The 22,269-nt window shown below is 44.0% G+C and carries 25 protein-coding genes; 22 read left to right on the top strand and 3 right to left on the bottom strand.

Annotated features, from left to right (window positions below; all coding sequences use genetic code 11):
- The first annotated feature begins 866 nt into the window (after nt 1-866).
- The 7 genes from L5L94_RS19210 to L5L94_RS19180 are packed head-to-tail and all read left to right on the top strand — an operon-like array spanning nt 867 to nt 7,676.
- Nucleotides 867-2,177: a sigma-54 dependent transcriptional regulator gene (locus L5L94_RS19210; RefSeq protein WP_113940835.1), complete on the top strand. Its 1,311-nt coding sequence runs from the start codon at nt 867-869 to the stop codon at nt 2,175-2,177.
- A gap of 28 nt (nt 2,178-2,205) precedes the next feature.
- On the top strand, nt 2,206-2,544 hold the full coding sequence (gene fliE, locus L5L94_RS19205) for a flagellar hook-basal body complex protein FliE (protein WP_113940834.1): 339 nt from the start codon (nt 2,206-2,208) through the stop codon (nt 2,542-2,544).
- A 12-nt stretch (nt 2,545-2,556) separates the two neighbouring features.
- Nucleotides 2,557-4,233 carry a flagellar basal-body MS-ring/collar protein FliF gene (gene fliF, locus L5L94_RS19200; protein ID WP_263164611.1) on the top strand — a complete coding sequence of 559 codons (1,677 nt, stop codon included), beginning with the start codon at nt 2,557-2,559 and terminating at the stop codon, nt 4,231-4,233.
- A gap of 16 nt (nt 4,234-4,249) precedes the next feature.
- Complete coding sequence (locus L5L94_RS19195; RefSeq protein ID WP_049821660.1) at nt 4,250-5,236, top strand: flagellar motor switch protein FliG; 987 nt, start codon at nt 4,250-4,252, stop codon at nt 5,234-5,236.
- Nucleotides 5,236-5,946, top strand: a complete 711-nt coding sequence (gene fliH, locus L5L94_RS19190) for a flagellar assembly protein FliH (protein ID WP_113940832.1) — start codon at nt 5,236-5,238, stop codon at nt 5,944-5,946. Before L5L94_RS19195 ends, fliH begins: the two co-directional genes overlap by 1 nt.
- Nucleotides 5,924-7,273 carry a FliI/YscN family ATPase gene (locus L5L94_RS19185; RefSeq protein WP_113940831.1) on the top strand — a complete coding sequence of 450 codons (1,350 nt, stop codon included), beginning with the start codon at nt 5,924-5,926 and terminating at the stop codon, nt 7,271-7,273. Before fliH ends, L5L94_RS19185 begins: the two co-directional genes overlap by 23 nt.
- The gene (locus L5L94_RS19180; protein ID WP_131523390.1) at nt 7,251-7,676 is read left to right on the top strand and encodes a hypothetical protein; all 426 of its coding nucleotides are present in this window, start codon (nt 7,251-7,253) and stop codon (nt 7,674-7,676) included. The genes L5L94_RS19185 and L5L94_RS19180 overlap by 23 nt, the downstream gene beginning before the upstream one ends.
- A gap of 85 nt (nt 7,677-7,761) precedes the next feature.
- Here the strand turns inward: L5L94_RS19180 and L5L94_RS19175 are convergent, their stop codons facing one another.
- The 3 genes from L5L94_RS19175 to flgA all read right to left on the bottom strand — a co-directional run bounded on the left by L5L94_RS19175 (nt 7,762) and on the right by flgA (nt 9,317).
- Nucleotides 7,762-8,217, bottom strand: a complete 456-nt coding sequence (locus L5L94_RS19175) for a flagellar protein FlgN (RefSeq protein ID WP_028761850.1) — start codon at nt 8,215-8,217, stop codon at nt 7,762-7,764.
- Nucleotides 8,210-8,491 carry a flagellar biosynthesis anti-sigma factor FlgM gene (gene flgM, locus L5L94_RS19170; RefSeq protein ID WP_113940828.1) on the bottom strand — a complete coding sequence of 94 codons (282 nt, stop codon included), beginning with the start codon at nt 8,489-8,491 and terminating at the stop codon, nt 8,210-8,212. The genes L5L94_RS19175 and flgM overlap by 8 nt, the downstream gene beginning before the upstream one ends.
- A 100-nt stretch (nt 8,492-8,591) precedes the next feature.
- Nucleotides 8,592-9,317 (bottom strand): flagellar basal body P-ring formation chaperone FlgA, encoded by a 726-nt coding sequence (flgA, locus tag L5L94_RS19165; protein WP_251071169.1) that lies wholly within the window; start codon nt 9,315-9,317, stop codon nt 8,592-8,594.
- Between the two features lie 108 nt (nt 9,318-9,425).
- Here flgA and flgB point away from each other — a divergent pair, with 108 nt between their 5' ends.
- From flgB to L5L94_RS19090, 15 genes are all read left to right on the top strand, one after another.
- The gene (gene flgB, locus L5L94_RS19160) at nt 9,426-9,776 is read left to right on the top strand and encodes a flagellar basal body rod protein FlgB (RefSeq protein WP_113940826.1); all 351 of its coding nucleotides are present in this window, start codon (nt 9,426-9,428) and stop codon (nt 9,774-9,776) included.
- Nucleotides 9,777-9,784: 8 nt separating this feature from the next.
- Nucleotides 9,785-10,201 carry a flagellar basal body rod protein FlgC gene (flgC, locus tag L5L94_RS19155; RefSeq protein WP_113940825.1) on the top strand — a complete coding sequence of 139 codons (417 nt, stop codon included), beginning with the start codon at nt 9,785-9,787 and terminating at the stop codon, nt 10,199-10,201.
- A 2-nt stretch (nt 10,202-10,203) separates the two neighbouring features.
- The gene (locus L5L94_RS19150) at nt 10,204-10,866 is read left to right on the top strand and encodes a flagellar hook assembly protein FlgD (protein ID WP_263148206.1); all 663 of its coding nucleotides are present in this window, start codon (nt 10,204-10,206) and stop codon (nt 10,864-10,866) included.
- Nucleotides 10,867-10,888: 22 nt separating this feature from the next.
- Nucleotides 10,889-12,091, top strand: coding sequence for a flagellar hook protein FlgE (flgE, locus tag L5L94_RS19145; protein WP_198573117.1), 1,203 nt, complete (start codon nt 10,889-10,891; stop codon nt 12,089-12,091).
- Nucleotides 12,092-12,105: 14 nt separating this feature from the next.
- Complete coding sequence (locus L5L94_RS19140) at nt 12,106-12,840, top strand: flagellar basal body rod protein FlgF (protein WP_131523393.1); 735 nt, start codon at nt 12,106-12,108, stop codon at nt 12,838-12,840.
- Nucleotides 12,841-12,851: 11 nt separating this feature from the next.
- Nucleotides 12,852-13,637 carry a flagellar basal-body rod protein FlgG gene (gene flgG, locus L5L94_RS19135; RefSeq protein ID WP_006083393.1) on the top strand — a complete coding sequence of 262 codons (786 nt, stop codon included), beginning with the start codon at nt 12,852-12,854 and terminating at the stop codon, nt 13,635-13,637.
- A 10-nt stretch (nt 13,638-13,647) separates the two neighbouring features.
- A complete protein-coding gene (gene flgH / locus L5L94_RS19130) occupies nt 13,648-14,310 on the top strand; it encodes a flagellar basal body L-ring protein FlgH (RefSeq protein WP_113940821.1) in 663 nt (220 codons plus the stop codon).
- Nucleotides 14,311-14,324: 14 nt separating this feature from the next.
- On the top strand, nt 14,325-15,437 hold the full coding sequence (locus tag L5L94_RS19125) for a flagellar basal body P-ring protein FlgI (protein WP_113940820.1): 1,113 nt from the start codon (nt 14,325-14,327) through the stop codon (nt 15,435-15,437).
- Complete coding sequence (locus tag L5L94_RS19120; protein ID WP_113940819.1) at nt 15,437-15,844, top strand: rod-binding protein; 408 nt, start codon at nt 15,437-15,439, stop codon at nt 15,842-15,844. Before L5L94_RS19125 ends, L5L94_RS19120 begins: the two co-directional genes overlap by 1 nt.
- Nucleotides 15,841-17,214: a flagellar hook-associated protein FlgK gene (flgK, locus tag L5L94_RS19115; protein WP_113940818.1), complete on the top strand. Its 1,374-nt coding sequence runs from the start codon at nt 15,841-15,843 to the stop codon at nt 17,212-17,214. Before L5L94_RS19120 ends, flgK begins: the two co-directional genes overlap by 4 nt.
- Before the next feature lie 11 nt (nt 17,215-17,225).
- Nucleotides 17,226-18,143 (top strand): flagellar hook-associated protein FlgL, encoded by a 918-nt coding sequence (gene flgL, locus L5L94_RS19110; RefSeq protein ID WP_219251932.1) that lies wholly within the window; start codon nt 17,226-17,228, stop codon nt 18,141-18,143.
- 12 nt (nt 18,144-18,155) lie between these two features.
- Nucleotides 18,156-19,169 (top strand): hypothetical protein, encoded by a 1,014-nt coding sequence (locus L5L94_RS19105; protein WP_263164607.1) that lies wholly within the window; start codon nt 18,156-18,158, stop codon nt 19,167-19,169.
- A gap of 144 nt (nt 19,170-19,313) precedes the next feature.
- On the top strand, nt 19,314-20,126 hold the full coding sequence (locus L5L94_RS19100; protein WP_006083386.1) for a flagellin: 813 nt from the start codon (nt 19,314-19,316) through the stop codon (nt 20,124-20,126).
- Between the two features lie 216 nt (nt 20,127-20,342).
- Complete coding sequence (locus L5L94_RS19095; protein ID WP_113940815.1) at nt 20,343-21,146, top strand: flagellin; 804 nt, start codon at nt 20,343-20,345, stop codon at nt 21,144-21,146.
- Nucleotides 21,147-21,366: 220 nt separating this feature from the next.
- Nucleotides 21,367-22,185, top strand: coding sequence for a flagellin (locus L5L94_RS19090; protein WP_113940814.1), 819 nt, complete (start codon nt 21,367-21,369; stop codon nt 22,183-22,185).
- The last annotated feature ends 84 nt before the right edge of the window (nt 22,186-22,269 follow it).

The raw sequence follows: 22,269 nt of genomic DNA, 5'->3' as shown, positions 1-22,269 counted from the left end.
GATAAGGTAATAAGGCTAAAGTATTCAATAATAATTATAAGAAAAGCTGAAATATATGTGAATAGAATTCTAGGGTGACTGAGTTTGTAAACAAAATGTTTATTTTGAGATTGTGTAAGAAGATATTAATGCTTTTTAGTCTTATATTTCAGCGTCAATAAATAGTCGGAATAGTATTATTTTGACGTTTGTCGATATTTTGGCGTGACTATATTTATTCTAGTGCTTACATGTTTGTCATCAATGATTACTTTGTGTACTTATTTACACTTGCTTTTGATTTTTATTGCTTTTTTGTAAATTTATTTTGTGTCTTATTTGTTGTAAATACTAAGTGGCTAAGTTTTTCATCACTATGGTTATTAGCATCGTTGTATTTTTATCATTATGATATGTTATTTTACAAATATATTTGGTATAAGTCAGTCCTAAGTTATATGTATCACTTTTTTGCAGGTGGTCTTTTATATTTCCAAGTGTTTCACTGTGATTTTTAATTGATGAGAATAGATTTGTTTGAGCATGGCATCTTAAATTTTGGTGCTGGTCACATTTTTATCGATAATTGCGAAAGAACACATTTAAACCTGATTTAAGTTGGCGGTATGACCTTATGGATTGCGAATGCTAATTTTCGAGTGAACAGTGTTATCAGTGTTTTTACATTCATTGCGGAAGTTCTGTTTCCGCTTTCTGGCTTCCGTCTTTTCTTAATCTGTTTAGGAAGCATAGTAATGAGTCACTCAATCTATCGAGATAATAGCGTTATAAGCTGTAATAGCTTTTATATACATTCATGCACAGATACTTAATCGGTCTAAATAAAGGTGTTATTTAATGTACTGTAAACGAAAGGGAGTTAGTGAGTGGGTGGCCTAAGTATACGGATTGAAGGGTTAAACATATCTGCGGAACTTGCATGCAAAATAACACATGAGGATTTTTATCTGTGGAGTGATGCAATGGAATTACCTTGGCTCACTATCGTTAACTTATCGGATTGTAGTCCTTGTGATGTGAAGTCCTATCTTGCCCGTTTTCCTGGCCGTAATATCGTCGCCTTATTAGCACCAGAGCAAGGTGAGTTGGCAGCCGCAGCAATGCGAGCTGGCGTACAGGATTATCTATTAATTCCCGTAGAAACTGAGCAGTTACTTGCCTCAATTCAACGATTACACCGTTTAGAGTTACCTGATTCTAGTTTGGTTGTCGCGGCTTCTGTTAGTCGACAATTGTTGATGTTGGCCCATCGCGCCGCAACCACTGAGGCCAGTGTTTTATTATTGGGTGAAAGTGGTACTGGTAAAGAACCGCTTGCTCGTTATATTCATCGCCACTCCTCCCGTTCACATAAGCCTTTCGTTGCGATTAACTGCGCTGCCATCCCTGAAAGTATTCTAGAGTCCGTTCTCTTTGGGCATGTCAAAGGTGCCTTCACTGGTGCCATTTGTGATAAGGCAGGAAAATTTGAGCAGGCCAATGGCGGTACTTTATTACTCGATGAAATTGGTGAAATGCCCTTGCCGTTACAGGCGAAGTTACTTCGGGTACTACAGGAGCGTGAAGTCGAAAGACTTGGTGGCCAGCATGTTATACCGCTGGATATCAGAGTCATTGCTTCTACCAATCGCGACTTAAGACAAGCCGTGGAGTTTGGACATTTTAGGGAGGATTTGTTCTATCGATTAGATGTTTTACCTCTGAAAATTAAGCCTTTAAGAGAACGAAAGGCTGACATCCTGCCTCTCGCTGAACATTTCTTAAATTTATATGGCCAATCTGATTGCTCAAGTCGCTGTTATTTCAGTGAGCACGCAAGACAAGTGCTCGTTAACTATGATTGGCCCGGAAATGTAAGAGAGCTAGAAAATTGTATTCAACGTGCATTAGTGATGCGTAGAGGTCAGGCGATTCAAGTTGCGGAACTCGGGTTAAACATTCAAGAAGAGATGCTTGAGTTGGAGCCTTTAGGCGCCTCAGATGGGCTTAAAGCGTCAAAACAACAGGCAGAGTTTCAATATATTATTGATGTACTTAAACGTTTTAATGGACAACGCACATTAAGTGCTGAGGCGCTAGGGATGACGACTAGAGCCTTAAGATATCGCCTCGTACAAATGCGTGAAGCGGGTATTGATATTGAAATGTTATTAGAGCAAGCGGGTCGAGCAGCTTAGAGCAATCAAAAAGTAATAGGAATGGAATATGTCTAATGGAGCGATTGTTAGCTCAAATATGTTAATGGAAACCTTAAACATTCATCGTGAAGTGGCTAAAGGGGCGATCAACATCACTTCAAACCCTGCCGATAATGGTATGGCTTATGGGTCATTCACTGACTTGATTAAGAGTAAAGTTTCTGCCGTTAACCAAGATCAGAACCAATCCTCTATGGCGATGGCGGCTGTCGATAGTGGAAAAAGTGATGATCTCGTCGGTGCTATGGTGGCTTCGCAAAAGGCCAGTTTGTCCTTTGCGACTATGCTCCAAATTCGTAATCGTCTTGTGCAAGCATTTGACGATGTAATGAAGATGCCTATTTAAGGAATTGTGTGAATGTCTACCACTTTTGTTCAATCAGGTCAGGATATTACCGGGACTGAATCTTCGTCAGGATTCATTGCTGGCATGACCCAAAAATGGCATCGTTTTAACCGTGGTGATCGTCAGGTTATCGCCTTAGCTTTACTTGCGGTGGTTGTCGCTAGTGTCATAGTGTTGATGTTATGGACTGCTACTGCAGGGTATCGACCTTTATATGGCAGCCAAGAAAATGTCGATACCTCTCAAGTGTTAAATGTCTTGGATGCAGAAGGCATTGATTATCGCCTCGAGGCTAATACTGGGGCAGTCCTCGTTGCAGAAGAGCAAGTCGGTAATGCGCGTATGCTTTTGGCCGCAAAAGGGGTAAAAGCGAAAGTACCTTCGGGTATGGAGGCACTCGACAATACCGCGCTCGGCACGAGTCAATTTATGGAACAAGCTAAGTATCGCCATAGTTTAGAAGGTGAATTAGCTCGCACTATCATGTCGTTAAAGTCGGTCCGTGCCGCAAGAGTTCATTTGGCGATACCTAAACAAACTCTGTTTATCCGTCAGGAGCCTGAACTGCCGACGGCTTCCGTCATGCTGCAGCTAGACCCGAATACTCGACTCTCTGAAACACAAGTTGAGGCTATTGTTAATTTGGTTGCTGGCAGTGTGACTGGACTAACGGCCAGTAATATCAAAGTTGTCGATCAAGATGGTCGATATTTAAGTGAGAATATTTCAGGCAATCAAGATCTTAGTCAGTCTAGAAACAAGCAGTTACAGTACACGCGTGAACTTGAGAATAGCTTAGTGGCTAATGCCGCCTCTATGCTCGAGCCTGTGCTTGGTCAAGATAATTTCCAAGTGCGGGTGACTGCAAAAGTAAACTTCAATCAGGTTGAAGAAACTAAGGAGTCACTCGATCCGCAAAATGTCGTGACTCAAGAGCGCACGAGTGTCGATGATTCAAGTAATACTATTGCCGCGGGAATTCCTGGAGCTTTAAGTAATAAGCCACCCCAAGCAGGGAAAGAGGCGACGAATGATAAGACCCGTAATTTGAAGCAGGAAGAAAGTCGTCAATATGACGTTGGTCGTTCTGTGCGTCATGTTCGTTATCAACAAATGCAGCTCGAAAACCTCTCAGTTTCAGTGCTTATTAATAGTGCTACGGGTCAAGGAGCATTCAATGAAGAGGCTCAACTGGTTAAGTTTGGCAATATGGTCAAGGATGCCATCGGCTTTTCGGCGGCGAGAGGTGATAGTTTTACCATTAATGCCTTTGAGTTTACCCCAACCGTCGCTGCCGAATTTACGCCGTCACCTTGGTGGCAATCAGAAAATTACCAAGCTTATTTACGCTACATCATAGGCGGCATCCTTGGCTTTGGACTTATTTTGTTCGTATTAAGGCCGCTGGTTAAGCACTTGACCCGAACCGCTCAAATTACCGCGCCTAGAATTGAGCCCGTTGCATTAAGTGCCGCTTCCGCTGCTGCACTCGATGGGCATTCCGCCGAAACTTTATCAAATCAAGCACATCAGTTACCGAGTGCCGACTGGCTAGGCAGTCAAGGTTTACCCGAGCCTGGCTCACCTTTGACCGTTAAAATGGAGCATTTAGCCTTGCTCGCAAACAAAGAACCCGCGCGTGTTGCAGAAGTGATAGCTCATTGGATAGGCGATAAAGACGGTGAATAATTCAATCGAAATTAAGATGGACAATTACGCCCAAGCGGCCATGTTATTACTGAGTATGGGAGAAGAAGGTGCTGCCATGGTCATGGCGCATTTGGATCGTAACGATGTGCAACACTTAAGCCATAAAATGGCACGGTTATCGAGTATTACCCAGCAAGAAGCCGAGGCAGTACTCAGCCGTTTTTTCCAACGCTATAAAGAACAATCGGGTATCGCCAGAGCCTCACGGTCCTATTTACAAAAGACACTCGATATCGCTTTGGGAGACAGAGTCTCTAAAAGTCTTATCGATAGCATTTATGGTGATGAGATTAAAGTGCTCGTTAAGCGTCTTGAATGGGTTGACCCCCAATTACTTGCCCGTGAAATCACCCATGAGCACTGCCAGTTACAAGCGGTATTGTTGGGATTATTACCACCAGAAAGTGCCGCTAAAATCTTAAAAATGTTGCCTAGTGATAGCCAAGATGAGGTGCTCGTTCGTATCGCGCAACTTGGCGAATTGGATCGTAATGTTGTTGAGGAACTGCGAGAACTGGTTGAGCGCTGCATGTTGATGGCAATGGAGAAAAGTCACACGCAAGTGGCGGGTGTCAAACAGGTTGCCGATATCCTCAATCGCTTCGAAGGCGACAGAGAACAGTTGATGGAAATGATCAAACTCCATGATAAGCAGATGGCGATTGATGTCACCGATAACATGTTTGACTTCATTATTCTTGGGCGACAAAAGCAAGAAACGTTGCAGACCTTATTAGGACAAGTACCTTCTGAAACCCTATCGTTAGCATTAAAAGGCATTGATTTTGAATTGAAAGATGCCTTGCTCAATGCCTTGCCTAAACGTATGTCGTCAGCGATTGAAACGCAAATTGAAGCGTTAGGTGGTGTACCTGTTAGCCGAGCGAGTGGGGCGCGTAAAGAGATAATGGAACTGGCGAAGCAATTAATGCAAGAAGGTGAAATTGAATTGCAGCTATTTGAAGAACAGGTCGTTGTTTAATGGAAAACAAGCATTCTCGTTGGCGTCTAAATACCAATCTCGCTCGTCGTTATCGTTTTCCTGCATTACACGATGCGGTGGAATCAAATTCCGATGCGGGCAGTGATTTTCAAAGTTATCAACAAGCATTCGATGAGGGTTATGACGAAGGTGTTATTCAAGGTAAGAGTGCGGGTTATGAGGCTGGCATAGAAGAAGGGCGCATTGCTGGACATGCAGCTGGTTTTCATCAAGGTCGGTTAGATGGGCAGTCAGCGGGTAGAGCATCCATCGATGAGCAGCTCAACAGTTTACTCGTACCGCTAGGTGCTTTGAGAGAGCTACTCGAAGATGGTCATGCAAAGCAGGTTCGTGAACAGCAAAATTTGATCCTTGAATTAGTACGCCGAGTGTCACAACAAGTGATTCGCTGCGAGCTAACCCTGCAGCCACAACAAATTCTTAAACTCGTTGAAGAAACCTTGAGTGCGTTGCCCGATGACCAAGCGGATATCAAAATCCATTTAGAGCCGAGTGCCGTGACTAAATTAAAAGAGCTCTCGGAAGATAAAATCCGTGGCTGGAATCTCATCGCTGATAGCAGTATTTCAGCGGGCAGTTGTCGAATTGTGAGTGATAAATCCGATGCAGATGCTTCAGTCGAGACACGACTCGATGCTTGCATGAAGCAGGTTGAAACCAAGTTGAATGAGGCTGAGATTGGAGTCTGATGTATTTCATGACGATTGGCCTCAGGTTCCAGTTGCAAGGGTTTATGGACGTCTCATTCGAGTTAATGGTCTATTGCTTGAGGCTGTTGGCTGTCAGCTTGGCATGGGGGATCGTTGCCAGATTGAAGGGCGAAATGGTCGTTTAATTGAGGCTGAAGTCGTTGGCTTTCATCGGGACGTATTGTGCCTTATGCCGATTGAGCCTACACAGGGCTTGATGCCAGGTGCCAGAGTGCTGCCTATTACGGATGAGCAAACAATTGCTATTGGTGATGGTTTGCTTGGCAGGGTGCTTGATGGACTTGGACAGCCACTCGACTTACTGGGCGATTTAACCGGTGTTTCACAAGTCCCGCAATCTCACACGAGTTACAATCCTTTGCTGCGCCAGCCTATTCGGCAGCCGCTAGATGTCGGTATTCGCGCCATCAATAGTTTGTTGCCCATCGGTAGAGGCCAGCGACTCGGGCTCTTTGCGGGCTCTGGTGTGGGTAAGAGTGTGTTATTAGGCATGATGACTCGTTTTACTGAAGCAGATGTCGTGGTGGTTGGCTTAATTGGTGAGCGTGGCCGTGAGGTCAGGGAGTTTATTGAAGAAACACTCGGTGAAGAAGGGCGTAAACGGGCTGTGATTATTGCAGCCCCTGCAGATACCACACCGCTCATGCGATTACGTGCAATGCGGTTATCCCACTCAATTGCCTGTGCTTTTAGAGATCAAGGTAAGCAAGTGTTGCTATTAGTCGACTCATTGACTCGTTATGCTCAGGCACAGCGTGAAATCGCCTTGAGTTTAGGTGAGCCTCCAGCAACCAAAGGCTATCCGCCATCGGCATTTGCACAGTTACCTAGACTGGTGGAAATGGCGGGCAATGGTGAACATCCGACGGGAACGTTAACCGCGTTTTATACCGTATTGGCCGAGGGTGATGATCAGCAGGATCCTGTTGCAGATGCAGCGAGAGCTATTTTAGATGGCCATATAGTGCTAAGTCGTAAATTGGCCGAGCAAGGACATTTCCCTGCGATTGATCTTAATGCGTCAGTGAGCCGCTTAGCCATGCACATAGCGACCTCTAGCAGTATTGAACAGAGTCAGATCTTTAGACATCTTTTGAGTCGTTACAATGAGGTTAGAGACTTATTACCTTTAGGTGGGTACCAAGCTGGCCAAGATCCTGAAATGGATCTTGCTGTGCGAGTGTATCCAGAAATGGCACGATTTTTACGCCAGACCACACACAGTAAAGTCAATCTGGCTGAAAGTTTAGTGCAATTGGAACAGTTGATGGGAGTTATGGGATATGAGCCAGCGTCATCTCTCTAAGTTACGTGTTCAAGCTGAAAAGAAATTAGCGCAGCTAGGGCAAAAACGCGATGATTCCAGCCTAAGCGTCCAACTAAATCAACAACAAAATCAAGCCTTAGCCCAAATGATATTGACTTATCGTGGTGCGAAAGAGGGCTCAAATGTTTTGCTCTGGCAAAATTCCGCAAGTATGGCGCAAGTGTTAGAGCCTATGCGGGTGAAGTTAGCTCAAAAGGAGGTTTTTCTACAACAGGAACAACTGCGTATTGATCGCCTATGGCGTAAGCAATTAGGGCGTCAGCAAGGTTTGAAGTGGCTTGAAAAACAAACACATATACAAGAACAAGCACAAGTGGCGCGCCGTGAACAGGCAATTGTTGATGATATGGCGGGTTTCTATTACAAGAATAAAGGCCAATAGGCGCTGTGTCATTACAGCTGAGAGCCACCTTTTAAACTATGTCCCATTAGCGAGGGCTTTGGTAACTCTCAATAATTCAGTTTAATTAGCGTTTGGCACCGTAATCAATTTCATGGTGTTGGCCATCTTGATTCAGGATACGGTTAATCGTTTCTTGCTGTATTACGAGCAATCTGCCGTTGGTTTCATTGGCTGTTTGGCTATCTTTAACTAACAGCTGCAAGTTGTCCCATGACATTTTTATTTGCGGTCTTAGGTGATCAGGTAGCGCCGTGATTAAGCGTCTCATGCCACTATTGTCACTATTAAAACCTAGTGTCGCGAGATTTTCGCTTCGCTGTTTGGCTCTCAAAGCCAACTTGTTACACAGTGCAGTTTGACGCTCGTTATGGGCTAAGAGCGCATCATTATCCCTGCGTTGCATTAATTCACGTTGGTGCTTAAGCATTGATTTTAATTGACTATATCCCTCAAGATCTTGACGAATATCGCGAATTAAACTTTGAACAAGTTCGCGTTTATTTACTTGACTATTATCCATGCTGTATCAATATCTTATCTGCAATTTTATCTAAGCTCAGCTCAAAGCTGCCATTACTTAAAGCCTGACGTATAGCAGCAACTTTATCTGTGTCAACGTCGGAGATGGTATGTAACTCTTTCTGGGTTTGTTCTAACAATTGCCAGTCGTGACTAATATCTTGTCGTGTTGGCGTTGATAGATTTTCTGATTCAACGGGCTTTCTGGGCGTATTAGCGCTCTTACTCGTGCTGAACTCAGTGCTCAAGGCACTGCTAATTTTATTAATTTCCATAGATGTTCATCGTCATAAATGGCTAGATATTAGATATAGGCGACCTAAATAGGATAAATCTAAAATAAATTTTTAAATTTATTCTAAGGTGGCTTAAATGTTAAAAACGGGTTTCAACTCTCCCCTTAGCTATGGGGTAAGCGGTAATGATTTTCCCTGAACTACTATTCCTCACTCTAATGGCATCACCTTGTTTACCCGCATCCATAGCAATCCCAATCATATTGGCATAAAAGGTGGCACTGACTGCTTCGATAATCACTTCATCCCCTATGCTCACGAGTTCTGGTGCACTTAAATTGCTTGCTCTTATGGGTTTGTTTTTGATTATTTTTCTGGCAACCGCTTGCCCTAAAATGTGTTTTTCATCAGTAATAATGTCTTGATCTGACGCAGTTAAGGGCAACATTTGCCATTGTAGATTTTCTGATGTGACAACTTCATCTCTCTTAAGCGTTTTGTTGGCAACAGGAATGTAGGCGCTGAGAGCAACCTTGGCCCGAACATAGAGTGACCAGCCTTCAGAGGCACAGCTTATTTTTCGTTGGATCCGACCGAATGGGAGCCCTTTAGCAGCCTCGACTTGGAGCGCTGTGCTACACGTTTTTAGCTTGGCAGTGCTGGAAGGAATGTGCAGTGTGATTTTTTTGCTGACTTTTTTTATCTCTTGCGATTGTTGCCACTTAGCTATCTCTGCGGCTACGGAGTTTGTCATTTGCTGAGATATTTGTTCTGTCGCCGTGATCTTCCCTTTCGCGTGCACATTGAGCGGAAGTAACCCTATGCTCAGTAAGAAAGTGAGGGAAAAGAACTTTCCGTATATCAATAGCGATTTCATTTAACCAACTGTTTTATATGAATAAGTATATTGGCATGCTAATTGTAAGCTGCTCGGCCATCTAAATTAATTACGCATACAGTACTAGGAGTTGAGATGGCTATCAACCTTGATAAAGCATTAGGAATACATCCTCAGACACTCGATTTTAGAGTGGAGAGAAGCAAGGTATTAGCGAGTAATTTAATCAATGCCGAAACTCCGGGGTACAAAGCGAGAGATTTGGATTTCAAAGCGGCCATGAAGCAAGTTGAAGCAGGCATGCAGATGAATCAAGAGTACAGCCTCGCTTATCGCATGCCTTATCAAAATTCTGCCGATGATAATACCGTGGAACTCGGTAAGGAACAGGCAAGATATTCACAGAATGCGATGGATTATCAAACGAGTTTGACATTTTTAAACATGAAAATAGCCGGTCTAAAGTCTGCTATTGAAGGTCGTTAGGAGCCTGTATGTCATTTGGCGATATTTATCAAATAGCGGGTGCTGGCATGAATGCTCAGACCATACGTTTAAATACGGTCGCGAGTAACTTAGCTAACGCTGGAACTGCCGCCGAAAACCCTGAGTCGGCCTATCGAGCATTAAAACCCGTATTTGCGACTATTTACGATGCGACTCAACAAGGTGCGATTGGTGCTTCGATTGAAGTGAGCGACATAGTCCAAGCGGATGCCCCATTGGATATGCGTTATGAGCCGAATCATCCCTTTGCCAATGAACAAGGCTATGTTGCTTACTCTAATGTGAACACGATTGAAGAAATGGCTGACATGATGGCGGCAAGTCGTTCATTTGAAACCAGTGTTGAAATCATGAATCGTGCGCGTTCTATGCAGCAAGGTTTATTGCAACTAGGGAATAAATAGCAATGGAATTGGCTCGCTCTGGTAACAACTCGATTCAGAATCCTGCAGGTGCATTAGCGGCACCAGGGAATGATGCTGCGTCATTAAAGAATGAATTTATGACCTTAATGATTGCACAAATCAAGAATCAAGATCCCACTAAACCGCTTAACAGTGCTGAGTATATCTCTCAATTAGCGCAGTTTTCGCAGGTCGAAAGCTTAGAGGGAATGCGGAAGAATCAATCAAGCCAAATGGTCATGATGGAAAATTTGGGCATAGTACAGTCGGCATCTTTGATTGGTAAGAATGCCATGGTGCCTGTGTCTGAGTTTCAGCTCGATGGTGAAGCGGTTGAAGGCAAAGTGTATTTAGAGAATGCAGCTGAAGGCTTAGATCTTGAAATTATCGATGCACAAGGTCAGGTCGTTAGCACTATTCAACTCGGTGCTCAGGATGTTGGTGATGTTCGGTTCTCTATCGATCCTGCTGAGCTGGGGTTGTCTGCAGGCAAATATGAAATCAAAGCTAAGGCGACACTAGGTGAAAATAGTTTAGTTGCGCCAACGTATATTAAGGCACCGATCGAGAGAATCCATTTCTCCAGTGCATCCGGCATGATGATGGCTGAAATGGGTCATGGTGTTGGGGTTGTTTCTGTGCTCAATATTTCTGAAGTTTCGTAAATTATTTTTATAGGATATTAAGATGTCATTTAACATAGCTTTAAGTGGTTTACAGGCGACGACTCAAGACCTCAACACTATCAGTAATAACATTGCTAACGCATCAACGAGTGGGTTTCGCGGTGGCCGTAGTGAATTTGCATCAATTTATAATGGTGGTCAGGCGGGTGGCGTTGGCGTGATGTCAACGAGCCAAAACTTCTCTAAAGGTGGCAGCTTAACTTATACCGGTCGTCAGCTTGATATGGGGATCCAAGGCGAAGGCTTTTTTGTTCTCAAGGGGAATGATGGCGGCGCCATGTATGCTAGAGCAGGGATGTTCCATAAGGACAATCAAGGCTTTATAACCGATCCAGTCGGTAATCGTTTACAGGGATATTCTGTGAATGCGACGGGAAGATTGCAAACTGGTAATGCGGGTGATTTACAGGTACAAACGGCTTCTTTAGCGGCCAAAGCCACAACGAATGTCAGCATGGTTTCAAATCTCGATGCGAGAGTCGATGTTATTCCCCCAGCTGTCCCAGCCGTGCCATTTGATCCTAAAAATATTGATAGTTATCACTCTATTGGTACCACCAGTGTCTACGACTCTTTGGGTACTGAGCATGTGGTGACTCAGTATTATGTAAAAACAGCGCCGAATGAGTGGACGATTAATTACACTCTGGATGGGACTCTTCTGCCAGACCAAACAACATTAAAATTTGATTCAAAAGGCATTTTAGATCCAACTACAACAAAGGATACCTTCGACCTTACATTGGGTAATGGGGCATCACCGCTTAAATTTGATATCAATTTTGATAAAAGCACTCAGTATGCCGCCAAATACAACAACTCGAGTTTATCTCAAGACGGTTACACCTCGGGTGAATTGAAAGGTGTGCGTCTGGATGACAATGGCATGTTGTATGGCACTTATACTAACGGCCAAGATCAATTACAGGGTCAGGTCGTCCTCGCAAACTTTAGTAATCCCAACGGTTTATCGGCCGTGAGTAACAATGCTTGGGTGGCTACAAATACCGCTGGGCAAGCGATTATGGGGGCGCCATCTACAGGAACTATGGGCACTGTAACGGGGGGGTATTTAGAGGGCTCGAATGTGGATACGACCGCTGAAATGGTTAACCTCATGTCGGCACAACGTAATTATCAATCTAACGCCAAAGTTCTTGATGTGAACTCGACTATGCAACAAGCATTACTTAATGCCATTTAAGAAGAGACACTGACATGGAGAAGATGCTTTATACCGCCGCCAGTGGTGCAGTTCGTATTCTTGAGGCGCAAAGTATTCGCGCGAATAACTTGGCTAACGCTGAAACTGCAGGATTTAAAGCCGACCTTGAGCGTGTTAATGCAGTGCCTTTAGCTGTTCAAGGTAATAGTTTGAACACAAGGGTCATGGCACAGACTGAGAGTAGTGGTTTTAGCCAGCAAAGTGGGGTGATCAATCCTACGGGCCGTTCATTGGATTTAGCGATCCGCGATCGTGGCTTGTTCAGTGTGGCTGTTGACGGTGTTGAAGCATACACCCGTTCGGGCGCAATCGAGACAAATGCCGAGGGGCAACTGACTATCGATGGCCGACCTGTATTAGGCGTTGATGGGCCGATAGCGCTGCCTGAGCATAAAGATGTCTTTGTGGGTGAAGACGGCACCGTCAGTGTTTTACCCTCTGAAGGCGGGATCATTGAGGAAGTGGGCCGATTAAAGCTAGTGAATCCTGACTTTGCCTTAATGCAAAAGGGGCAAGATGGGTTGCTCTATCGTCGTGATGGCCAAGCAGTGCCACAAGATGAAGGTGTGTTAGTGGATAGTGGCTTCCTTGAGTCGAGTAACGTGCAGGCCGTGTCAGAGCTTATTGCATCTATGGATTTGAGTCGTCAATTTGAGATTCAAGTTAAGTTAATGAAAAGTGCAGAAAAGCTGGCCGAGGCTGGTAATCGTCTGCTGGGCAATGTTTAAGGATTATTGGTATGCAATCAGCGTTATGGGTAAGTAAAACCGGCCTAACAGCACAAGATACGAAAATGACTGCGATTGCCAACAACTTGGCAAACGTGAATACCACAGGTTTTAAGCGTGACCGTGTTGCGTTTAATGATCTGTTTTATCAGGTTCAACGTCAGCCAGGTGGACAGGTTGATGCACTGAATAATCTGCCATCGGGTCTGCAATTAGGTGCAGGAACGAGAGTCGTTGGTACTCAAAAAATATTCACTACTGGGGATATGCAAAATACCAGTCAGCAGTTGGATTTAGCGATCGAAGGTCATGGTTTTTTCCAAGTAGAAGAGCCAAATGGCGATCTTGCTTATACCCGTGACGGTCAGTTTTATCGCAGTAGTGAAGGCATGATGGTCACGTCACAAGGTTTACCTTTAGTGCCTAATATCGTGATCCCTGAAGATGCGCTAACCGTTACCATTGCTAACGATGGTGTTGTCACAGCGAAAATGGCGGGTGAAGCTGAACCTCAAGATTTAGGTCAAATCACGCTTGTTAACTTTACTAATCCAGCAGGGTTAGAAGCTCGAGGTGACAACCTTTACCGTGAAACGGCGGCATCGGGTGTGGCGGTTGAAGGTGTGGCGGGTGATCAAGCTTTAGGTGCTTTAAGACAGGGTGCGCTAGAGGGCGCAAACGTCAACGTGGTGGAAGAAATGGTCGAAATGATTTCCACGCAGAGAGCATATGAGATGAATGCCAAAGTTGTGTCAGCCTCAGACGATATGCTCAAGTTCCTCAATCAATCGGTTTAGAGAGGCAATCATGCGTTGGTTATGGTTTTTATGGTTTGCACTGTTATCGGGTTGTATGTCGCATATTCCAGATAAGGAGACTAAACCTGGCACTAAAGAGTGGGCACCGCCTGAGATTGACTACAGCCTGCCAGATGCAAAGGATGGCAGTCTTTATCGTCCCGGTTTCATGTTGACACTTTTTAAGGATAAACGTGCTTTCCGTGAGGGCGATATTTTAACCGTCGCGTTAGATGAAAAAACCTATTCGAGTAAGAAAGCGGATACCAAGACCAACAAAGAACAAGATATGGGTATGGGACTTGCGGGCAATATTGGTGATAAAACGGCCAATGCTGACGGTAAAACCTCTTTTTCGAGAGGGTTTAATGGTGCAGGCTCAAGTACACAGCAAAACCAGTTATCAGGTTCAATCACTGTAACTGTTTCTAAGGTTTTACCTAATGGTACCTTGTTGATACGTGGTGAAAAATGGCTGCGATTGAATCAGGGCGATGAGTATTTACGCTTACTTGGCATTATACGTGCTGATGATATAGGTAATGACAATACGATATCGTCGCAACGTATTGCCGATGCCCGAATTATCTATGGTGGTCAAGGTGCCATTGCCGACAGTAATGCTATGGGATGGGCTTCTCGCTATTTCAATAGTCCATGGTTCCCGCTCTAGCAAAGGATATTTTGATGCTACGTTGTTTATTATTGTTACTTTTGGCTACTGGTACACTGCAAGCGGAAGAGCAAAGCCGCTACTTGATGGATATTGTCGATGTGCAAGGTCTGCGTGATAACCAACTCGTGGGTTATGGCTTAGTCGTCGGGTTAAATGGGACGGGTGACCGCTCTCAAGTTAAATTTACCAGTCAATCTGTCGTCAATATGCTTAAGCAGTTTGGTGTACAGATTGATGATAAAACCGATCCTAAGTTAAAGAACGTCGCCGCCGTTGCTGTGCATGCGACTATTACTTCTCTGGCGAGCCCAGGACAATCCTTAGATGTGACGGTTTCATCCCTTGGTGATGCAAAAAGTCTTCAGGGCGGAACCTTATTAATGACGCCTCTTAGGGCTGTCGATGGTGAGGTTTACGCGGTAGCGCAGGGCAACTTAGTGGTTGGCGGTATTTCTGCCGCCGGTCGTAATGGATCATCTGTGACTGTGAATGTGCCAACTGTTGGCACTATCCCCAATGGTGCCTTACTTGAGGCACCAATCAAAAGTAACTTTAGTGATAATGAAGACATCATATTAAACCTTAAGGATCCCAACTTTAAAACCGCCCGAAATATCGAACGGGCTGTTAACGAACTATTTGGACCCGATGTTGCGCGTGCGCAAGATCATGCCAAGGTTCTGATACACGCGCCTAAGTCGAATCGAGAGCGTGTGACTTTTATGTCAATGCTTGAAGAACTCAAGATTGACCAAGGCCGACGTTCACCTAGAATCGTGTTTAATAGCCGTACGGGGACAGTGGTATTAGGGGGAGATGTTGTGGTTCGTAAAGCCGCTGTGAGCCATGGCAATCTGACAGTGACTATTGTTGAACGTGAAAACGTGAGCCAGCCTAATGGCGCTTATCTTGGTAATGCCGCAGGGGAAACCGTGGTGACTAATGATAGCCAAGTATTGGTCGAGCAAGGTAACAAACGTATGTTTGTTTGGCCCGAGGGCACAGCAATTGAAGAAATCGTGCGTGCCGTAAATAGCTTAGGTGCGACACCAATGGACTTGATGGCAATTTTAGAAGCTTTGGCGGAAGCGGGCTCTTTAGAAGCTGATTTGGTGGTGATTTAATGAAAGTTGAAAATACGGGCGGTTACTTAAATAAGCTGAATGCCGATGATTTGATTAAGGCGAATGGCGAGCAAGGTGCACTTAAATTAGTCAGTCAACAATTTGAGGCGCAGTTCCTGCAAACGGTACTTAAGCAAATGCGCTCAGCCACCGACGCTATGGCCGATGAAGATAATCCTTTAACCTCCAAAAGCAATAATGGCCTTTATCAAGATTTACATGATGCGGAATTGGCAAGTCGTTTAAGCCAAGTCAATGGTATGGGCTTGGCTGACGTGATGACCAAGCAGCTATCACGTTCATTTCAGTCTGAGAAAGATCCGGTCGCCTTTGATCCTCAACAGATGACAACAACAGCGATGCAGCCTGCACTTATTATGCGGCCCGTTGTGAAGGATTTTAAATGAGCATGTTGAACATTGGTAAGTCTGGCTTATTGGCAAGCATGGCCGCATTGAATGCAACCTCAAATAACGTTGCTAATGCTATGGTTGCAGGCTATTCACGTCAGCAGGTGATGTTAAGTTCGGTTGGTGGCGGTGCTTATGGCTCCGGCGCGGGCGTGTTTGTTGATGGTGTTAGACGGATCTCTGATCAATACGAAGTCGCGCAGTTATGGCAAACCACGAGTGCTGTTGGTTTTTCTAAAGTGCAAAGTAGTTATTTACGTCAGGCTGAACAAGTATTTGGTGCCGAAGGGAATAATATCTCAAAAGGCCTAGATCAATTATTCGCCGCCCTCAATTCATCTATGGAACAACCTAATCTCATTGCCTACCGACAAGGTGTACTTAATGAGGCTAAAGCCGTTGCCCAAAGAGTGAATGCAATCAACGACAATATTGATTCGCAACGTAATCAGATCAATGGACAGCTTGGTTCGTCCGTAAAAGAGATCAACTCACAACTAAATATTATTGCCAGTTTCAACCGCGACATTCAGGCGGCGAGTGTGACAGGAACTATTCCCCCTGCACTGCAAGATAGTCGAGATGCTGCGATTGATGACTTAGCTGCGATTTTAGATATTCGGGTTGTTGAAGATAGCCAAGGCATGGTCAATATCTCGCTGGCACGAGGTGAGCCGCTATTGACGGGAAATACTGCCGCTAAGTTAACGAGTAATCCCGATCCCACCAATCCTAAGAACGATTTGGTGACAATCCAATTTGGTGCTAGCCAGTTTAATGTTGATGAAACCGCTGGTGGCAGTTTAGGTGCCTTGCTTACGTACCGTGATGTGCAGCTTGCGGATTCGCAACAGTACATAGATGAATTAGCGGTCATGTTAGCGACCGAGTTTAATTCTATTCTTGCTTCTGGCACTGACTTAAATGGTGCGACACCGTCACAGGATTTATTTACTTATCAAGCTAATAACCCAGGAGGAAGCTTATCTCTAACGGCCGGTTTTACGCCTGATAAACTTGCCTTTGGTAAAGATGGCACCCAAGGCGATAACGCAAATTTAAAAGCTTTAGTACAGCTAGCGAATAAAGAACTGAGTTTTACTAGCCTTGGCAGTAATACAAGCTTAGCGGAATCCTTCTCCAGCAAGGTTGGCCAGTTAGGTTCTGCTTCTCGCCAAGCGATTTCATTTGCTAAAACCAGTGTAGATTTGCAAAAAGATGCGCAGTCCCAATGGGCGAGTACCAGTGGTGTGAATCCCGATGAAGAAGGGATTAATTTGATCATCTATCAGCAGTCATATATGGCGAATGCGAAGGTGATTTCCACCGCAGATCAACTGTTTCAAACTATGCTTAGTAGCTTTTAAGGACTTTATTCATGCGTGTAACAATGCAAAATTTATACACTAACAATTTAAACAGTTTGCAGAACACGACCTATGATGTGGCACGTTTGAATCAAATGCTCTCTAAAGGTGTTTCAATACTATCGCCTTCGGATGATCCTATTGGTGTTGTTCGGGTAATGGATAACCAACGTGATTTAGCACTAGTACAGCAATATGTTAAAAATATCGATTCCTTAAGTACCAATATGAGCCGTGCTGAAACCTATTTATCCAGCATGGTTGAGACGCAGCAGCGGATGAAAGAAATCAGTATTGCGACTAATAGCTCGAATCTCTCGAAAGAGGATAGAGCATCCTATGCTTCTGAAATGGAAGAACTCTTAAAGGGGTTAGTGGATAATATTAACGCCACTGATGAGTCGGGTAATTATCTCTTTTCCGGTAATGCGATTGAGAAAGCTGCGGTAGTTAAGGATGCGGTTGGGCGATACGTCTACCAAGGTGATGCTAGCGAGAGAACGGTACAAACGTCTAGCTCTTCATGGACTACGGCTAATGTCACCGCCGAAAAAGTCTTGTTCTCCAATGCTGGTCAAGATATTTTGAATCAAGCAATGGACTATATTAACGTATTAAATGATCCAAGCTTATCACCAAGCGATCCTGCTTTTAGTGCGGCCGCGAGTGGAATACAAACAGCGTTAAGTGAAACCTTAGATAGCATAGGTGCGGCTATTACCGATTTCGGTGGCAAGCAAAATAATCTCGCTTTAGTTAAAAGCTCCCATGAAGAAATGGTGTTGTTTAGTAAACAAGTGATAGGTGAAACGCAGGAGCTCGATTATGCCGCTGCCACTGCCGAGTTCAATGTCAAATTAACCGCATTAAAAATTACCCAGCAAACTTTTGTACAGATAAGCCAGCTGTCCCTTTTCAATCATATGTAGGTAATGAGTTAAATGATCAAAGGGATAGGTGAGTCACTTAGTCAGTTACGTCAAAGTCAGACGGTAACGTCTCATTATGTTGCACCGATATCAGGTGTGCCTCGCAGTGCACCGAAAGCGAGGCCCATACCTAAGCATAGATTGGAAGCCTATGGACGTTGGGCTAAGGTGACTCAAGAGCAACATAATATTAGTGCATCGCAAGTGGTGTTACAGAGCTTGATTTCTGCCAAGAGTATCCTAGGTCAACTGAACAAACAGCTACAAACCTGCTTGTTAAGTAAAAACACAGTTGTTGAAGATGCATTACATAAAGCGGAGGAGTGTCGAAGAAAATTAATCGAGATTAGGCCTTATTACCAAGAAAAGCGTTTACTCGATCATCACTTGAATTTGATTTCAGCATCCCAGCCTGCGGCATTACATTTTTTTAGGTTCCGACGAGTCGATCTCACATCACCTAAGAACCGCGATGAGCGGATTACGCTTTTTACAGAGAAGCAAACATTGCATTTGCTTTTGCCTGCCAATAAAAATCGCTTAGAGCTACAAGATATCATAGAGCCTGTTTTAGCTTCGATTGGGATAAGTATCGACCGCTTATCGACCAATGACACAGTGTTTACAGCACCGCATGAGACTTGGATGAAGCTCAATGGGGGGATTTTAATGGTGGGCGAAGGACAAAGGTTGCCCGCGGGTGAGCCGAGGAATATACCATTAGAAGAGAAATTTAGTTGGCAGGATCCCCGTGAATGGAATTTTACGGATACTGAAAAGTTAAAAATGACATTGGCTAAAGTGTCAAAGGTAGATAAAAAAGTCACAGTGCAAATTGATGATATTAAAGCATCCCACCGCTTACTGCTGGTGAAGGTTAAGCAATTGACCGCATCTAGTCAGCCCAAATTTGAACTCCAGCATTTGCATAAATTTATGCAACCCTATCCTTTTGCCTATCAAGTAACATCTTTGATGGCGCAGGGAAATACGAACCGCGAACAGGTTAGCGCTCTGCTGCTCTAATTTTTGAAGCGAACCCTAAGTGTGATTATTTAATTTTTGAAAATAAGCTATTTGGCTTCAGTGATGAGCTTTTCATGTCGCCTTAATGAGTTATGCCTGGATTCAGGCCTAACCAAAACAATCGTTATTTTCTGGAGAACTACTATGTTAGGTGTTCATACTAATTACGCTTCAATCGTTGCGCAGGGTGCTGTAAATAAAAGCAATAACCTTTTAACTAATGCTATGGAGCGTTTGTCGACTGGTTTACGTATTAATAGTGCATCTGATGATGCTGCTGGTCTGCAAATTGCTAACCGCATGAGTGCTAACGTAAAAGGTATGGAAACGGCTTCTCGCAATATTTCTGATGCGACCTCTATGCTACAAACCGCTGATGGTGCGTTAGAAGAATTAACGACCATTGCTAATCGCCAGAAAGAATTGGCTACTCAAGCCTCTAACGGCGTTAACTCTGCGGCTGATTTAACGGCATTAAATGATGAGTTCACGCAATTGAACGCCGAAATAACGCGTATTGTAGAAAATACCACTTATGCTGGTAATAAATTATTCGATACTGGTGTATTGACCTCTGGTACGGGCGTGAAATTTCAAATTGGCGCCGGAACAACGGAAACAATGGATGTTAAATTAGGCGCAATTCCTAAAACTGTCGCAGGTACTTTAACAGGTGGTACCGCCAATGCTGCGATTGCCCTTGTGGATACCTTCTTAGCCGCTGTGGGTACTGAGCGTTCTACCTTAGGTGCCAACATTAACCGTCTTGGCCATACTGCGGCTAACTTAGCTAGCGTAACTGAAAACACCAAAGCCGCTGCTGGCCGTATTATGGATGCCGATTTTGCGGTTGAATCTGCCAATATGACGCGCAATCAATTATTAGTTCAAGCAGGTACAACGGTACTGTCTTCAGCTAACCAAAATACGGGTTTAGTGATGGGGTTACTGCGCTAATGTTATTCAATTAGTCAGTGTTAGTTTTAATGCCAGTAAGCTTAGCTTGCTGGCATTTTTTTATGGTGTGCATGCCATTTCAGTCTAGTTTTTACAGTGCTATACACTCTATTTTTTAAATATCGATTTTAGTTGTGGGCTTGTGTAGTCGCTTTAGTTAGTTATGCCTGAACTCAGGTCTAACCCAAATGCTCGTTATTTAATGGAGAACTACATATGTTAGGTGTTCACACTAATTACGCTTCAATTGTTGCTCAAGGTGCTGTTAACAAAAGCAATAACCTATTGACTAATGCAATGGAGCGTTTATCGACAGGTTTACGTATCAATAGCGCATCTGATGATGCTGCTGGTTTGCAAATTGCTAACCGCATGAGCGCTAACGTTAAAGGTATGGAAACCGCTTCACGTAATATTTCTGATGCGACCTCTATGCTACAAACCGCTGATGGTGCGTTAGAAGAATTAACGACCATTGCTAATCGCCAGAAAGAACTCGCCACTCAAGCGGCAAACGGTGTGAACTCTGCTGATGATTTAACGGCTCTGAATGATGAGTTTACTCAATTAAACACCGAAATTACCCGTATTCTCGATAATACAACTTATGCCGGTAATAACTTATTCACCAAGTTGGAGGCTGGTGTTACCTTCCAAATTGGTGCTGGAACGGGTGAAAAATTGGTTGTTACAACAACAGCCATAGATGATGCAGCGCTGGCTGCTGGTGATTTAACTACTGGCGCGAATGCGGCAATTGCCCTTGTTGATACTTTCATCGCAGCAGTCGGTACAGAACGTTCTACCCTAGGTGCCAACATTAACCGTCTTGGACATACTGCAGCTAACCTTGCCAGTGTGACTGAAAATACCAAAGCTGCCGCTGGACGTATTATGGATGCCGATTTCGCGGTTGAATCTGCCAATATGACACGCAATCAATTATTAGTTCAAGCGGGTACAACGGTACTGTCTTCTGCTAACCAAAATACAGGTTTAGTGATGGGGCTACTGCGTTAATTACACCGAATTGAGTTAGTTTTAAGTGCCAGTAAGCTTAGCTTGCTGGCATTTTTTATGGCGTTTTGTGGATGCCATTTAAGTCTGTTTTTATAGAGGTGATCCCATCTATTTTTAAATAAGTTTTAGTTTTGCGCTGTTACTGTCGCCTTACTTAGTTATGGAGCTATACCGGGATTCAGGCATAGCCAAGATAACTGTTTTTTCTAGGAGAGCTGATATGTTAGGTGTTCACACTAATTACGCGTCAATTGTTGCACAAGGTGCTGTTAATAAAAGCAATAATCTATTAACTAATGCTATGGAGCGTTTGTCGACGGGTTTACGTATCAATAGCGCATCTGATGATGCTGCGGGTTTGCAAATTGCTAACCGCATGAGCGCTAACGTAAAGGGCATGGAAACGGCTTCACGCAATATTTCTGATGCGACCTCTATGCTGCAAACCGCTGATGGTGCGTTAGAAGAATTAACGACCATTGCTAACCGCCAGAAAGAATTGGCGACTCAAGCATCAAATGGCGTTAACTCTACAGCAGATTTAAAAGCGTTGGATGATGAATTTAAGCAATTAAATGCAGAAATTACCCGTATTGTAGAAAATACAACCTATGCGGGTAATAACTTATTTAAAGATGCTACTGATGGTGTACTCGTCAAAGGTGTGACCTTTCAGATTGGCTCGGATGGAGCAGAGCAAATGTCAGTTACCTTAGGTGCTATTGATAAGACAGTTACTGGTGATTTGTTGACTTCTGCAGCTGCCAATACGGCTATCGGGGCTGTTGATACCTTCTTGGCCAAAGTGGGGACAGAACGTTCAACCTTAGGTGCCAACATTAACCGTCTTGGCCATACTGCGGCTAACCTTGCCAGCGTAACTGAAAATACTAAAGCCGCTGCCGGCCGTATTATGGATGCCGATTTCGCGGTTGAATCTGCCAATATGACACGTAATCAATTATTAGTTCAGGCGGGTACAACGGTACTGTCTTCAGCTAACCAGAATACGGGTTTAGTCATGGGTCTATTGCGTTAATGTTATTGGGCAAGTGATGTCATTGGTCACGGCTAAAATGCCAGTTAGTTGCGCTGACTGGCATTTTTATTTTAGCCACGGTTT

The organism is Shewanella sp. SM21 (assembly GCF_025654335.1).
Lineage (GTDB): Bacteria > Pseudomonadota > Gammaproteobacteria > Enterobacterales > Shewanellaceae > Shewanella > Shewanella oncorhynchi.
The sequence above is the reverse complement of the archived record's forward strand: the minus strand, read 5'-3'. Positions and strand labels throughout refer to the sequence as shown.